A 14,321-nucleotide genomic window follows, 5' to 3' on the forward strand; every position below is an offset into this window, starting at 1 on the left:
AACTAAACGGATGAAATCATTCAAGGGGCGTTTTATACCAAAAATACGATTAAAAGACAAGCGAATTTGGTAAAAACTAGGCATGAGTTTGTGTAATAGCTCATGCCTTGATCACATTAACGAAATAGGGTTTTTAAAAGCAGTGTGTGTGCAGGTTTATTGTACGGCGGCAAAATCATTTTCAAGCTATACAATTTTGAACTGACTGGATTTGACATCATTGAACGTTCATGTGAAAAGCTAAAGAAGCCTTCAGGACCGTGATATTTGCCCATACCTGACGCACCAACACCGCCAAATGGCAAGTCATCCTGCGCGACATGTGTCAGCGTTTGATTAAAGCCAAAATGTCCAGAATGAGTGCTTGATGCCACATAATCAGCCCGTTTACTGTCGGTGTCAAAATAATAAAATGCCAATGGACGTGGGCGGCTATTAATATATTGCAGTGCATCTTCAATATGCTCATATTCTAAAACAGGCAACACCGGGCCGAAGATTTCATTTTGCATAATTTGCATGTCATTGGTGACACCTGTAACCAAAGTCGGTGCAATTTTTCGGACTTCATCTAAAGATTCATTGTGCTGATTGAGCTCAATGACTTTTGCACCTTGTTGAACAGCATCTTCCAAATAACCCTGAATACGATTGTATTGTTTGTCATTAACGATTGAGGTGTAATCATTATTGTCGCCCAAATATGGATACATGGTTGAAACAACGGCTTGATAGTGTTGTGCAAATTCTTCAGTTTTTCCTTTTGGAATTAATAGATAATCTGCGGCCACACAAGTTTGACCTGCATTCCAGAGTTTTCCAACCGCTATGCGTTGTGCAGCATCGCGAAGATTCATTGCAGGATGAATTAACGCTGGAGATTTACCACCGAGTTCCAAAATGACAGGCACCAGATGTTCCGCCGCCGCTGCCATGACGGTTTTACCGACTTCGGTAGAACCCGTAAAAATCATTTTATCAAAGGGTAAGCGACTAAAAGCATCGGAAATGGCACCACCACCATTAATGACAGTGACTAATTCCTGTGAAAATGCTTCTGCCAAAGCATTTTCCAATACCTGACCAAAATGTGCAGATGCGCTGGAAATCTTGATCATGGCATGATTGCCTGCTGCCAGCGCACAAATCAGTGGGCCAACTGAAAGCAAAAGTGGATAATTCCAAGGGGTAATAATACCGATCACGCCAAGAGGCTGGTACTGTACCCAGCCTTTGGCAGGTTGATGTAACATACTTATATGACGTTTAGACGGTTTCATCCAAGCCGTTAAATTCTTGCTATAGTATTTAATATGTTCTAAACAAGTCAGTACTTCACCAATTTTGGTTTCCATAATGGCGCGATTGCCGTAATCTTGGCTAATGGCATGCGCAAATTGATCCTGATATTTGATCAGGACTTGTTTAAGTCGGGCTAAACGGTCAATCCTTTCTTTTGCACTCGGCAGAGGATTGCGCTGATAGGCAAACTTTTGATGTTCGAGAACATCTTTTAAATGTTGTGTATCGAATGAATGAGGAGTCATCGAAGTTGTTTTTGTTTGACTGTTCATGACACGCTACCGTAACTTGAGATTGCTATATATTAATTTTTAGAGTAAAAACTCTAAATAGTCAAGCTGGATCGTGTTTCAGTGTTTTAAGTATTTGAATTTATAGATGGTTATTAAATAATGTCCAACCCTAAAACAGTAAAAACCAAAGATCGTATTCTGACCATGAGCTTGCAACTGTTTAATGAGCGTGGTGAAAGATCGGTAACGACCAATCACATTGCCTCGGAGTTGGGCATTAGTCCAGGTAACTTGTACTACCATTTTCGCAACAAGCAAGACATTATCAAGGAGTTGGCTGAACAATATCAGCAGGAAACTTTACAAATGTTGGCTTTACCCGATGACCGTCAAGTCAATAGTAACGATAAAATTCGCTATTTTCAGGTACTCAGTAATCAGCTTTGGGCGTACCGTTTTTTGCATCGCGATGTCTATCATTTAATAGAAAATAATAGTGATTTTAAGAAAATTTATCCGCGTTTTGCTGGCAAGGTTATGCAGCAGGGACAAAAAATTTATAAAGCCTTTGTAGATGCAGGTCTTATGAGAATGACAGACTCAGAAATTGAGGCGCTGATTATTAATCTCTGGATTGTGCTCACCAACTGGACCAACTTCCTGTTCATGTCGGGACATATTAGTGACAATAGTCATTTAGACGAAAAGTGGATCTGGCAAGCATTACGTCAAATGGTGTTTTTAGAAGGTCCATATTTAATGGGGGAAAGTCGCCAGACCTACGAAAATCTACTGCAAAGTTTTGGTAATTCTGAACTTTTTGCCAGTCTATCTGCCAAAACTCATTAAGTTGCTTTTTAAGTCCAGTTTTGGCTTTGTCTGCGGAAACTCTTTTAGTCTGCTACAAAAAAGAGCTAGAATACTCGGCTTGTTTTTAAATTGACCTATAAGTGATTTTTATCCAATGAACACGACCACCGCCAATACAGCACGTTTACTCATTACCTGTGAAGATAAGCCGGGCATTGTACAAGCTGTATCGAGTTTTCTGTATCATCAGGGCGCGAATATTACTGCGCTTGATCAATATGCCACAGAAGCTCAGGGTGGACGCTATTTCATGCGCGTTGAGTTTGAACTCGATCATTTACAATCGCGTAAAGAAACATTGATTCAAACCTTTGCTGTTAATGTGGCTGATCGTTACAACATGCAATGGCGTTTGGCTTTCGTCAATGAACTGAAAAAAGTGGGTGTTTTGGTTTCTAAAGTAGATCATGCCCTATTAGAGTTACTCTGGCGTCATGCACGTGGTGGTTTGGCCTGTGAAATTACCAAGGTGGTGTCAAACCATGAAGATTTACGTGACGCTGTAGAAAATTTTGGTATTCCGTTTGAAGTGGTGCCCGTTACTAAAGAAAACAAACGCGAAGCATATGCCAAAATTGATGACATCATGCAAGGCAATGATCTTCTGGTGTTGGCGCGCTATATGCAAATTTTAGATGAAGAATTTGTACAAAAATGGGAAATGAAGGTGATTAATATCCATCATTCATTCTTACCTGCTTTTGTTGGTGCAAATCCATATAAACAAGCCTATGAGAAGGGTGTGAAGCTCATTGGTGCGACCGCACATTATGTGACGGCTGATCTGGATCAGGGCCCAATTATTGAACAGGACGTTGAGCGTGTGAATCACGATTTTACAGTGGAACAACTGCGAGAGTTGGGACAGGACGTTGAACGTAATGTTTTGGCGCGCGCGGTTAAATGGCATTTAGAAGACCGAATTATTGTCGATGGCAACAAAACAGTGGTTTTCCAGTAAAAACGTCAATAATTTCTTAAGAAGCATGTTTTACATGCTTTTTTTATTATTTATCATTGTTATGATATAACATATAATATAAGAGCATGCATTGATTTTAATATGCAGAAATTCGAGTCAAAAAGATGCGGAATTAATTTATGAAATTTAGGCATTTTTTTATTTGAGTTACAGTTCAGCAAAATAATGGTTGCAAATGAAAACACTTCTCATTTATTATTGCGTTACTTTAATTGTTTGAACCGATGAGCTAAATCGTTCCAAGACATGGTCTGGAGATTTGGTTTTCAATAAGGTAATTAGATTCATATGAGTCAATCTCCTGCTATAACTTTGAATTCTACTCCTCCGAATTCTCCCAATCCGATGAAGAAAAAAGTCATCGCTGCACTGGTTGCGGTTGTTGTGGGACATGCGGGAGTGCTTTGGGCAGTCAGTCATTTAAAAAGCCCAGAGTTGCCTCCAATTGAGAAAAAACCACTCAATGTTCGTTTTGTCAAAATTCAGGCACCTCCTCCATTGCCTCCAAAACCAAAGGCTGAACCGAAGAAGGAAGAGCCAAAGCCTAAAAAAGAGGTGAAGGAAGTTAAAGTGGTTGAAAAAGTTGCACCACCACCTAAAAAAGTGGAAAAAGTGCAGCAGGTGAAAAAGGCGGAAACCCCTAAAGAAGTGGTGAAAGCTGAACCAAAGGTGGATATGAAACCTTTGACAACGACTACAACAGTGACCGAAAAAGTGGTTGAAAAAGCGAAACCTGCACCGCAACCTGCGGTAGAACCACAACGTGATGCTTCACCTAAAAGTGTATCGATTGGTGGCTCAGGAGTGCAATGGAGTCGTTCTCCACGTCCTTCCTATACCAATCGTGATTTGCAGGGGCAGACCCGAACTGTCGTGGTCATGATTGAAGCAGATGAAACTGGAAAAATCATGAATGCACGTGTGACGCGCAGTAGTGGTGTTGCTTCACTAGATGACAAAATTTTACGCGCAGTGCGTAGTGCGAAATTCAAACCGTATAAAGAAAATGGTGTGGCTTACCCAATTCGGGCAGAGCAACCATTTGAACTAACATTGAATCCTAACGGCTAACATTTTCAGGAGTTCGAGTATGAACTTTTCAGTTTATTGGCAACATGCAGATGCAGTCAGCAAAACACTGTATTTTGTGCTTTTGGCTATGTCGATTGCAACCTGGACGATTTTCATCCTGCGTTTGATGGGAACCCGCCAATTAAAACAACAAGCTTATGCTCAACTGTCTAAAGCATTATCCAGCTTAAAGGCAAAGTTTGTACATTTGCCATTTGATCAACGTAAAGCGGTGGCTGAACAAGCGTTGCTCCGTCAGATTTCTGCTGAAAAATCCAATGCAGAAAAAGGTGTTGCAGTTTTAGGTACGATTGCCTCGATTGCACCTTTTGTGGGTTTATTTGGTACGGTATGGGGGATTTTCCATGCTCTGGTTGCCGTCGGTAAAAGTGGTCAGGCAGGTCTGGCTCAAGTGGCAACTCCAGTCGGTGAAGCCTTGATTATGACGGGTTTAGGTTTGGCTGTCGCAATTCCAGCGGTCTTGGCGTATAACATCTGTGTACGTTTTAATCGTGGTTTGGCGCATGATTTACAGGATCAGGCACACAGCTTATTGATTGATACCATGTTGCAACAAGATTCTGTAGAAACTAAAGCAGATGTGAAAGCAACTTCACAAAGTTATGTGGGAGGTCAGGCTTAATGGCTTTTCAATTGGGTGAAGACCACGACAGTGGCATGAATGAGATGAACCTCATTCCGTTAATTGACATTATGTTGGTATTGATGATCATTTTTCTTGTTACCGCGACGGTCGCCAACCCATCAGTGCCATTAACACTACCAAAAACCACTGCTGAAATTCAGCCTCCGCCAGATAAGCCAATTACCATTAGCATTAATGCAGATGGAGGTATTGCTTGGGGGCAGGAAAATATTAGCTTAGATGAGTTGCAACGACGTTTTAATGAAGCAGGTCAAGCGGCTCAAAAACCTACCGTACAATTACGTGCAGATAAAGAATCACGTTATGATACTGTGGCGCAAGTGATGTCACGTGCGAGTGAAGCCGGACTCAGTGATATTGCTTTTGTGAGTGAGAACTGATTTTCACTGTTGATTTAAATAATCTGCATTCAAAGAAAAGCAACTCAAATGAGTTGCTTTTTTACGTTAAGCTTTGACTCAATCTGTTTTCAGCAAATCCTGAAACTTGGCTCTTAATTTAGAAAGTTTCGGTGGAATCGCAAAGTTGCAATAACCTTGTGAAGGATTTTTGGCATAGAAGTTTTGATGATAATCTTCTGCTGGATAAAAGGTCGGCACAGGACTGAGTTCAGTGACAATATTCAAACCGTCCTGTTTTAACTCGGCAATCAACTGTTCAGCTTGCTGCTTTTGCGACTCGTCAAAATAATAAATGACAGAGCGATATTGTGTTCCGACATCGTTACCTTGACGATTAAGTGTCGTCGGATCATGTGTGGCAAAAAAAACATGCAATAGTTGAGTGTAGCTGACTTGCTGTTCATCGAAGTCGATGAGAATGACTTCTGCATGTTTGGTCTGACCTGTACAGACTGCTTCATAACTAGGGTTAGGGATATCTCCGCCAGCATAACCACTGAGCACTTTGCTGACCCCTTGAATCTGTAAGAAGACCGCCTCGGTACACCAAAAACATCCACCGCCAAATAAAGCCTGTTGCATCTATTGATCCCTCTATGTTCATTACTTAAAACTTTAACGCTATCCTGAGAGTGTTACCACAATTCATTGATAAGATTATATGCATTGGTCTGAATGATGGGTTTACGAATTTGCCTGTTTAAAAGCAATAAGTGTTTGTCCATGTTGATCAAATAACACCAGTAGCTCTGAACTCACACGATAACGGGCAACTTTTGCCAATGCCTGTTGATATTGCGTTGCGGTTAGGCTATTGGCATCGGTACACATCATCTTGGTCGTTGCGATTTGTCCCAGACTTAAATTATCATCTGATGTGTTGAAACTCCCCATAATTTGATTACAGCCATCTGAACCACTAAAACGTTTGGAGGCAGCATCGAATTGGATTTGGGGTATTTTTTCAGAAGATTGCACCTGAAAACCATTAATTTCTGTCGCCATCCAGTGTTGCGTATAGAGCTGGTTCTGACTGTCTACTTGAGCGGAGGTAGTGGATTCCGACTTTGTTTGTGGTTGAGTCGGTGCAGATGTTGTGGTTGCGCACCCCGTGATGATGAGACAAGAAATCAGACTGCTTGAAATGATCCACTGCTTAAGCATGCACATTACCCTTTATATATTGATGCAAATTGCTAGCTATAAGAGCAAAAAAACAGGATAAACGCAGTGAAAAAACGTGAAATTGTGTAGTGAATTTTTAGTATAAGCTCACATTGTCTTCATCATTTGTTCAAGCTATGGATTGGGTTGTGGTAAACCCTGACGAATCACTTCAGAAAAATGTGTGCTGGTTTTATATTTAAATTTCTCGTATTCAGCCGCGCGTTCGTTAATATATGCCATGTGATACCACTCAGGAACACTGTACTGATGACTGAGTACATTTAAATCATAGAGATAGTTAGGTAAATAACCTGAAACAATTAGGCGGTAATCTTTAGGCAACTCGTTGGGGTTAATGGCCTGAACCATATCAAATACTAGGGTGGTGCAATTACTGGTCAAAGTATTGTACCAGCGTGGCTGTTGTTGTAATTCATCAACCGTTTTCAGATATTCATTAAACAGTGCTTTGGCCTGTGTATTGTTCATCTTAATCGGAAATAAATACACTTGTTCTTTGCGCACATTACTACGCGTATAGACAATGTCTTTTTCATCAGCAGCGACCAGACTCAACTCAAACTGTCTAAAGAATCCCCCAATTGCCGAGAAGCTCTCATTTTTCTCTTTACGTATTTCAATGGAGAAGGTCAGTGGCGCTTGATCCGTAAAATCAAAACTGACCAATGTATGCGCAATTTGTGGCCCCATCCAATAGGAGGTAATAATATTGACACCGCTGATTTTGTTTAAATCTAACTGACGTGTTTCCCAGTGTTCAACATAGCTACCATCAGCTTTCCAGTCAAAATTTCGAATATTGTGCAAGGTCACCACATCGCCACTGCGTTCATAGGATAATATTCTAGCCACTTCTGGATTCCAGTCCCGATTTTGTAATGCGGGAATAGAAAAATACCAGACCAATACACCCGCAAAGGCAATCAGATAAATCAAAAGATCAATACGCCGGCTAAACAGATGCTGGGTGATGTAAATGCCCAAGATGCTGAGCGCAAACACAATCCAGATACCCATCAAAATTCGGGTTGCTAGCCAGCCCATAGGCTGCTGAATCCAGAGTGCCAAACACACCCAAAGACTGGAAAGAATTACCAAGAGTCCGAAGATGGTCAAAATAAGCCCTTTTCCTAAAGCAGCAATAAATTCTTTTTTTCCAATCTGATGCATAAGTCGTTTTTAATTGAATTATTTGCTTTATTTTTGATAGCTGACGAATTCAAAAGCAATACCAGTTTTGTCATCAATATGTTGTTCGCGGCTTTGTGGCTGGAACGCGACGGGAATCGCTGGATAATGGGCATCGCCTTGAACATCCAGTGCAACATGAGTCAACTCCAGACGGTCTGCAAGATGAATGGTTTGACTAAAAATCTCCCCGCCACCAATAATAAACAATGCTTTTTTATCCGTTTGTTGTGCATCTTGTGCAGCACCGATTAATGCTGCGTCGATGCTATGTGCTACTTTTGTTCCATCAAATTGCCAGTTCGGATCGCGAGTAATGACCCAATTGATACGCTTAGGTAGGGTGCGGCCCATCGATTCTAGGGTTTTTCTTCCCATAATCACCACGCCACCTTGAGTGATTTCCTTAAAATGTTTCAGGTCGGCAGAAATATGCCACGGTAGCGCATTGCCTTGACCGATGCATTGCTTTTGGTCCATGGCGACCACATGTACCACTTCTAAACCTTGAAATGCCATTTTGATCTTTCCTTCAACTTACACTGCGACAGGGGCTTTAATTGCGGGATGCGATTGATAATCCACGATTTCAATATCTTCAAATTTAAAGTCAAAAATATCGTCAATCTCAGGATTCAGTTTAAGTTGGCACAATGGCAAGGGTTCGCGAGTGAGTTGCAGCTGTGCCTGTTCAAAATGGTTGGTGTACAAATGAGTGTCACCACCGGTCCAGACAAAATCACCGACCTCTAATCCACACACTTGCGCGATCATATGCGTGAGTAAAGCATAACTGGCGATATTAAATGGTACGCCTAAAAATACATCGGCACTACGTTGATAAAGCTGACAGGAAAGTTTGCCATCCTGCACAAAAAACTGGAACAGCGTATGACAAGGTGGCAAGGCGACCTGACCCGCTTCGTTGGGATTCCAGCCAGACACAATCAAACGGCGTGAGTTTGGATTGGTTTTAATTTCATTCACCAGCCATTGAATCTGGTCAAAGCCATCTTGGTTATAGCTCGAATCTGGATTTTTACTTGCGCCAAAGTTACGCCATTGATGACCATATACGGGACCAAGTTCACCTTCAGGACGGCCAAAACGAGCCGTTTGCTCTGCGGTTGCCCATTCATCCCAAATACTGACTTTATGGTCTTTTAAATATTGGACGTTGGTATCGCCTTTTAAAAACCATAACAGCTCAATCACAATGGAACGGAAATGAACTTTTTTTGTGGTCAGTAGCGGGAAACCTTTGGATAAATCAAAACGCATTTGATGACCAAATACTGAACGTGTTCCTGTTCCAGTGCGGTCGCCTTTGTCACCGCCATTGTCAAGGATATGTTGTAAAAGGTCTAAATACGCGCGCATGATAATCTCTAATCTGGATGGATGCTGGTCAATGCAATGACCAATCAAACATTTAAAAATTGATGTCAAATCTTAGCTGTTTTTAGTCCGAATGAACAGCATGGGATAGGCAATCGCCTCTTAACGAGGGGCGCGATTTTGATAAATCGACACGATGAATAAACCTAAAGCGCTAAATCCAATCACCTGTATGGCTAAAGCCCATTGATGGGTATCAGGTAAAAAACCAATGAGGGTGATGAGTGAAATAATCGGAAATACAAAACCAATGATAGAAAACCCTTGTGCATAAGGATTGTTTGATGCAATACGCTTTATTTTTTGCTGTAAAAAATGATTGATTATTCCTAACATCAAACTCACGATCACAAAAGGCACTGCTAATTTTTCAACGCTTGAACTGAGATAAATGATGAGACAGGTGACGATACACACCATCAATTTTATGGAGCGAGTACAACGATCTGAATACCAAAAATCGAACATATTAGTGGTCTTTGGGTGGTGTAATCGGTTTGGACTGAATCAGAAACTGCGGTGAAAATATAAAAACAGCCAATGCCATAAAGGCGATCCCTTGAATGCCCCACGACATTAAATGATTAAGGGTTTTTACAAATAATAGAGCAAAAATCAGTGCGATTGGAACCCATGTCAACAAGCGATAGAGTAAGCCCGTCGGTTTACTCGCGGCAAAATGCAGCTTTAAATAACGACAAATTAAAAATATCAGACCTGTTCCTGCAAACATCAAGATCACATCTAAGGGCAATGGTTGGTAAGCATATAAGCCAAACGCAACCAGTAGCGTAATAAGCAGCGTAAGAAATTTTTGAGCACGGGAGATCTGAGGGTTAAACCAGAATTCAAGCATATGGATTGGATCAGAATGGAATCCTTGAAAATGTAACATACAAATCTATAGCTGGAATGTTGAATCAATAAAAAGAGAGGGGTGCGATTAATGAAATTGATATTGTTTTTGTTCTATGTGTTTGAAAATTAATTCTATTCTTGAAATTAGACGGAACAATTGAGATTTAAAATCGTTTTAAATCATTTTGTATTGTTTAGCTGTTTTGATGAAATTATTTTTTAAATTTTCGGTTTGATTAGGAACCAAACCGAAAATAAAAATGACTTTAAAAATCACACTGAACGATTTTTTAAAGGTCCCCAGTCATAAATTTTACGTTGATAAGCATACCAAAGCATCCATACGCCAATTAAAATCATTGGGATGGTTAAAATTTGCCCTTTGGTCATCCAGCCTAATAGGATAAAACCCTGATCGGCATCGGGTTCGCGGAAAAATTCCATGCTAAAACGTGCAATACCATAACCTATTAAAAAGAGTGCCGATACAGCCATACGTGGACGCGGCTTACTACTAAACCACCACAGTACTAAAAACAGAATCAAACCTTCGCATACTGCCTGATAAATCTGTGAGGGATGACGAACCAGATGTAAGGGATCGGTTGGAAAGATCATTCCAAATGGATAGTCTAAATTCTGAACCGCACGACCATATAACTCTCCACCAATAAAATTACCAATACGACCAAACATCAAACCTGTCGGTACACAAGGCGCAATAAAGTCTAAAGTCTCAAACCATGTTTTTCGGTACTTGCGGCACCATAGAATCATGGCAAGCATGACCCCAATAAAGCCGCCATGAAAACTCATGCCGCCTGTCCAGACTTGAAATAACCACAGTGGATCGGCTAAAAATTTAGCAAATTCATAAAACAGCACATAGCCAATCCGCCCGCCCAGTACTACACCCAGTGCCCCATAGAACACCAAATCGGAAACCATATCCGCTGTCCAGCCATCACGTTGTTTGGCACGATATGAAGCCAGTCCCCAAGCGCATAAAAAAGCCAAGAGATACATCAGTCCATACCAATGAACTTTTAAGGGTCCAAGTGACACTGCAACAGGATCAATATTGGGGTAGGTCAGCATTGCTATTCCTTGATTTTTATCATTGGCACAGATTTTAACGGAGTGAGCGAAAAATGTTGTACATTCAATGTGTAAAGATAACGAGAAAAATTTCATGTGTATTGTAGCATTGGCTTGGCAAGTTCTAGAACAGACACCGATCTGCTTATTATCGAATCGCGATGAGTTTTATGCACGTCCAACGACTCAGCTCCACCAATGGTCAAATCATCCAATTACAGCAGGACAAGACTTGCAATCGGGTGGAACGTGGATGGGGGTCACTGCGTCAGGACGTTGGGCGGTGGTGACCAATTTTCGTGATGGTCATGATAAAAAAAGCTATGACACCTCTCGAGGAGCGTTGGTGGAAGATTTTTTATTGTCTGATTTAACCCCCATTCGTTTTGCTCAACAATTGGAGCGGAAGCAACAACAATATGCGGGTTTTAATTTATTTCTGGGAGATCAAGATCAGGCGGTTTATATGAGTAATCGTGGTGAAGCACCGCAAGTCTTGGCCAAAGGGGTTTATGTGGTGTCCAATGGCCTGATGTCTGAACATTGGGAAAAAACCAAACATTTGCGAACTCGTTTTACCCAAGAATTTTTACCCATGTTGCAAGTTAATACCGATCAGGATGCGCTGGAGTGCGCGGCATGGGATATCTTAGAAGACGAACGTAAAGTGATTGCTGAGTTGTTGCCTACGACAGGCGTGAGTCCTGAAATGGAAGAGCTTTTATCATCGACTTTCATTCAAAGCCCCATTTACGGAACCCGTTGTTCAAACTTTCTCACCATGCAAAATCAACAATGGAACTGGCTGGAAAAAACCCAAGCGGGTGAGTTAAAAGATCATATTATTGATTTGAATCTACCTCTAAAACAACCAAGCTGACCGAAGTCAGCTTGGTTTGAAATCACTGCAATTATTTTTTAACTACAGATGGTGCAATTGGATCAGCAGTAATATAACCCACCGACGCAGCATAGCCATTGTTATAGTTTTTATTGATGGCATCGCTTAGGGTTTTTTGATCGTTTGCACTTAGACCAGCACGTACGCCTGTTTTACTATCCACTTTATAGAAACGATCCCATTCATCACCCGCATGTTGGAAGTTACTCATAATATAGGTCCAGCCATTGACGTTATCGACGGCATGTAAACCTGTTGATTCTGCGCCAGCAGGGGCAGAGAGTAAACGAATCAACTGTTTGCTATCGACATTGTATGCCCACAAAAAGTTATTGAGGTGATTACCACTGTCTTCACCAATAAACAAAGTCCGCAAGGTTTCTGAATATTTTAGGTTATCTGGGCTTGCAATATTATTTGGATCTGCCGTATTACCCAGATTATCCATGCTGGTATCAACCCCCATAATCAGCATATGACTTTGTTTGGCAGCCCAGTCACTATTGATTGCTGCACCAGTGCTATCGACTTGACCAGATGCAAGATCATGCGCTAGGATACCACCCGCTTTAAGGGTTTTGCTAAACGAGACATTATTGGCTTCAACCCATCCAGAACCGCCTTTCACCATCGAATCCTGAATGTTGGCCAGTGCTGAATAACCGACTTTGTCCTTGATATTGACGGTGGTGCCTTCCATCTTGGTAAAGGCCATACTTGCACCTTTAAGGGCAGCATAACGATGTGTTTCAAGGAAAGCCGCAGCCAGTTGAATCTCTGCATCGCTAAAGCCGTTATTGGCTGTTTTAAGTTTGACCCAAAGTTTTTTCTTGGCAAGCACAATTGGCGTATAGCTGGCATCATTCGGATCTGTGGTCAAACTTTCCATAATGTTTTCTGGTTTGATGCCACGGACATTGACCAAATCTTCAATGGTTTTACTGTTGGTTGATCCCAGTTTAATCCACTGAATACGCGCTGTCGTGGTTTCTGTTAAGACGTCCAGATATTTTGCGACATAGAGGGTTCCCGCAGATAAATCTTTTTCTTTATCTGCAACAAACATAAAGAAACCGCCATTGGTATAGTCATCGCCCATAATTGCCGTACGGTTATCTGGCATTACCTGAATCAGTTCATGCGAAATACGACCTAAACAGAAATGTTTTTTGGCGGTTCCTGAACCATCTTTATTGACGATGATTTCAGGCAAATGCCCATAGTTATAAGGATTTGCTTTAGATGCATCACCAAAATAGTATTGACCAATACCATCTACAGCAGGGCCGCCAATGCCTTGTTTAAATGCATCGGGTTCGTATTCTTCACTGGAAAGATGGGTATTCCATGGCGAAAGGCTTGCACCACAGGTAATCCATAAACCATGGACTTTAGACATATCCACATTGAAATATTTTTTTAGGGTTAAATGGCCTGTTTTTTGATCCTGATCAAGCGTCAAAATCGCAATAGGTGATGGCAGTTGACCATACATGCTGGTTCCTGCCAAATTTTTAGTGGTGTATTCAAATTGAACCACATGAAACACAGGATTCGTCACACCAGAAACTGCCGCACCTTCAAGCTTGATTAAAGATGAACCATCTGGACAGTCGGAGAAAAATTGACGTTCAGAACCCGCCACCGAAGTATCCTTGATTGGATTGCCATTGATATCAAAGTACCCACCTGCAACGATGGTGCCACCATTTAACGCAGGAACACTTTCACCTGTTTTAAAGAAAGCATTGTATCCAAGTTGATAGTCGGTTTTTGAACCATCATCCCAAGAGATGCTCAGTTTCGAGCCAACAGAAGTGGTCGCCATCGCCGCAGGATCTGCCAAACTTGGCGCAGCCATTGGCGTAAAGGTTGCATTTTTAAAGTTGGCTGGTTTAATTGGTGTACTGCTATCGTTATCACTGTCATTGCAACCTGTAAGTGTTGCAGCTGTAGCCATTGCCCCTAATGGTAAAAAAGGAATTCCGCTGAACCATTTTAGTAAATCACGACGGGTAGGGTGATTGCTTGCCGATGTCATAATAAATCCATAACGTTTGTGGGTATATTTGTGGCATTGATTCTAGGTAACTTCGATGACATTTTTTTTACGGTTTTAAGTCAATTTAAAGACAATATTTTATGTAAAATCAAATAATTAATT

General features: G+C 41.2%; 16 protein-coding genes. 6 read left to right on the plus strand and 10 right to left on the minus strand.

Annotated elements, in window-relative coordinates:
- Positions 1 to 116: 116 nt before the first annotated feature.
- Entirely contained in the window at positions 117 to 1,574 is a 1,458-nt protein-coding gene (locus tag E0D95_RS12690; RefSeq protein WP_130804170.1) for a coniferyl aldehyde dehydrogenase, read from the minus strand.
- A gap of 120 nt (positions 1,575 to 1,694) precedes the next feature.
- Between E0D95_RS12690 and E0D95_RS12695 the strand changes: the two genes are divergently transcribed.
- From E0D95_RS12695 to E0D95_RS12715, 5 genes are all read left to right on the plus strand, one after another.
- Positions 1,695 to 2,384 carry a TetR/AcrR family transcriptional regulator gene (locus E0D95_RS12695; protein ID WP_130804172.1) on the plus strand — a complete coding sequence of 230 codons (690 nt, stop codon included), beginning with the start codon at positions 1,695 to 1,697 and terminating at the stop codon, positions 2,382 to 2,384.
- Positions 2,385 to 2,499: 115 nt separating this feature from the next.
- Positions 2,500 to 3,366, plus strand: coding sequence for a formyltetrahydrofolate deformylase (purU, locus tag E0D95_RS12700; protein ID WP_130804174.1), 867 nt, complete (start codon positions 2,500 to 2,502; stop codon positions 3,364 to 3,366).
- Positions 3,367 to 3,675: 309 nt separating this feature from the next.
- On the plus strand, positions 3,676 to 4,458 hold the full coding sequence (locus E0D95_RS12705; RefSeq protein ID WP_130804177.1) for an energy transducer TonB: 783 nt from the start codon (positions 3,676 to 3,678) through the stop codon (positions 4,456 to 4,458).
- A gap of 19 nt (positions 4,459 to 4,477) precedes the next feature.
- Positions 4,478 to 5,101 (plus strand): MotA/TolQ/ExbB proton channel family protein, encoded by a 624-nt coding sequence (locus tag E0D95_RS12710; protein WP_130804179.1) that lies wholly within the window; start codon positions 4,478 to 4,480, stop codon positions 5,099 to 5,101.
- Positions 5,101 to 5,505, plus strand: coding sequence for an ExbD/TolR family protein (locus E0D95_RS12715; RefSeq protein ID WP_130804181.1), 405 nt, complete (start codon positions 5,101 to 5,103; stop codon positions 5,503 to 5,505). The genes E0D95_RS12710 and E0D95_RS12715 overlap by 1 nt, the downstream gene beginning before the upstream one ends.
- A 78-nt stretch (positions 5,506 to 5,583) precedes the next feature.
- Here the strand turns inward: E0D95_RS12715 and msrA are convergent, their stop codons facing one another.
- From msrA to lgt, 8 genes are all read right to left on the minus strand, one after another.
- Positions 5,584 to 6,108: a peptide-methionine (S)-S-oxide reductase MsrA gene (gene msrA / locus E0D95_RS12720; protein ID WP_130804183.1), complete on the minus strand. Its 525-nt coding sequence runs from the start codon at positions 6,106 to 6,108 to the stop codon at positions 5,584 to 5,586.
- A 102-nt stretch (positions 6,109 to 6,210) separates the two neighbouring features.
- Positions 6,211 to 6,690, minus strand: a complete 480-nt coding sequence (locus E0D95_RS12725; RefSeq protein ID WP_130804185.1) for an META domain-containing protein — start codon at positions 6,688 to 6,690, stop codon at positions 6,211 to 6,213.
- Between the two features lie 135 nt (positions 6,691 to 6,825).
- Entirely contained in the window at positions 6,826 to 7,884 is a 1,059-nt protein-coding gene (locus E0D95_RS12730) for an Lnb N-terminal periplasmic domain-containing protein (protein WP_130804187.1), read from the minus strand.
- 27 nt (positions 7,885 to 7,911) lie between these two features.
- Positions 7,912 to 8,421, minus strand: coding sequence for a dihydrofolate reductase (locus tag E0D95_RS12735; RefSeq protein ID WP_130804189.1), 510 nt, complete (start codon positions 8,419 to 8,421; stop codon positions 7,912 to 7,914).
- Positions 8,422 to 8,439: 18 nt separating this feature from the next.
- Complete coding sequence (gene thyA, locus E0D95_RS12740) at positions 8,440 to 9,282, minus strand: thymidylate synthase (RefSeq protein WP_130804191.1); 843 nt, start codon at positions 9,280 to 9,282, stop codon at positions 8,440 to 8,442.
- A gap of 120 nt (positions 9,283 to 9,402) precedes the next feature.
- Positions 9,403 to 9,768, minus strand: a complete 366-nt coding sequence (locus E0D95_RS12745; RefSeq protein WP_130804194.1) for a hypothetical protein — start codon at positions 9,766 to 9,768, stop codon at positions 9,403 to 9,405.
- Position 9,769: 1 nt separating this feature from the next.
- Positions 9,770 to 10,156 (minus strand): hypothetical protein, encoded by a 387-nt coding sequence (locus E0D95_RS12750; RefSeq protein WP_171478591.1) that lies wholly within the window; start codon positions 10,154 to 10,156, stop codon positions 9,770 to 9,772.
- Positions 10,157 to 10,431: 275 nt separating this feature from the next.
- Positions 10,432 to 11,256: a prolipoprotein diacylglyceryl transferase gene (lgt, locus tag E0D95_RS12755; protein WP_130804198.1), complete on the minus strand. Its 825-nt coding sequence runs from the start codon at positions 11,254 to 11,256 to the stop codon at positions 10,432 to 10,434.
- A 94-nt stretch (positions 11,257 to 11,350) separates the two neighbouring features.
- Between lgt and E0D95_RS12760 the strand changes: the two genes are divergently transcribed.
- Entirely contained in the window at positions 11,351 to 12,136 is a 786-nt protein-coding gene (locus tag E0D95_RS12760; protein WP_130804200.1) for an NRDE family protein, read from the plus strand.
- Positions 12,137 to 12,167: 31 nt separating this feature from the next.
- Here the strand turns inward: E0D95_RS12760 and E0D95_RS12765 are convergent, their stop codons facing one another.
- A complete protein-coding gene (locus E0D95_RS12765) occupies positions 12,168 to 14,198 on the minus strand; it encodes a PhoX family protein (protein WP_130804202.1) in 2,031 nt (676 codons plus the stop codon).
- Positions 14,199 to 14,321: the final 123 nt, after the last annotated feature.

This window comes from Acinetobacter ihumii, assembly GCF_900625095.1.
Taxonomy (GTDB): Bacteria; Pseudomonadota; Gammaproteobacteria; order Pseudomonadales; family Moraxellaceae; genus Acinetobacter; species Acinetobacter ihumii.

Coding starts and splice junctions, on each gene's coding strand:
- E0D95_RS12690 (WP_130804170.1), bottom strand. CDS start 1,574: ATGAACAGTCAAACAAAAACAACTTCGATGACTCCTCATTCATTCGAT.
- E0D95_RS12695 (WP_130804172.1), top strand. CDS start 1,695: ATGTCCAACCCTAAAACAGTAAAAACCAAAGATCGTATTCTGACCATG.
- purU (WP_130804174.1), top strand. CDS start 2,500: ATGAACACGACCACCGCCAATACAGCACGTTTACTCATTACCTGTGAA.
- E0D95_RS12705 (WP_130804177.1), top strand. CDS start 3,676: ATGAGTCAATCTCCTGCTATAACTTTGAATTCTACTCCTCCGAATTCT.
- E0D95_RS12710 (WP_130804179.1), top strand. CDS start 4,478: ATGAACTTTTCAGTTTATTGGCAACATGCAGATGCAGTCAGCAAAACA.
- E0D95_RS12715 (WP_130804181.1), top strand. CDS start 5,101: ATGGCTTTTCAATTGGGTGAAGACCACGACAGTGGCATGAATGAGATG.
- msrA (WP_130804183.1), bottom strand. CDS start 6,108: ATGCAACAGGCTTTATTTGGCGGTGGATGTTTTTGGTGTACCGAGGCG.
- E0D95_RS12725 (WP_130804185.1), bottom strand. CDS start 6,690: ATGCTTAAGCAGTGGATCATTTCAAGCAGTCTGATTTCTTGTCTCATC.
- E0D95_RS12730 (WP_130804187.1), bottom strand. CDS start 7,884: ATGCATCAGATTGGAAAAAAAGAATTTATTGCTGCTTTAGGAAAAGGG.
- E0D95_RS12735 (WP_130804189.1), bottom strand. CDS start 8,421: ATGGCATTTCAAGGTTTAGAAGTGGTACATGTGGTCGCCATGGACCAA.
- thyA (WP_130804191.1), bottom strand. CDS start 9,282: ATGCGCGCGTATTTAGACCTTTTACAACATATCCTTGACAATGGCGGT.
- E0D95_RS12745 (WP_130804194.1), bottom strand. CDS start 9,768: ATGTTCGATTTTTGGTATTCAGATCGTTGTACTCGCTCCATAAAATTG.
- E0D95_RS12750 (WP_171478591.1), bottom strand. CDS start 10,156: ATGCTTGAATTCTGGTTTAACCCTCAGATCTCCCGTGCTCAAAAATTT.
- lgt (WP_130804198.1), bottom strand. CDS start 11,256: ATGCTGACCTACCCCAATATTGATCCTGTTGCAGTGTCACTTGGACCC.
- E0D95_RS12760 (WP_130804200.1), top strand. CDS start 11,351: ATGTGTATTGTAGCATTGGCTTGGCAAGTTCTAGAACAGACACCGATC.
- E0D95_RS12765 (WP_130804202.1), bottom strand. CDS start 14,198: ATGACATCGGCAAGCAATCACCCTACCCGTCGTGATTTACTAAAATGG.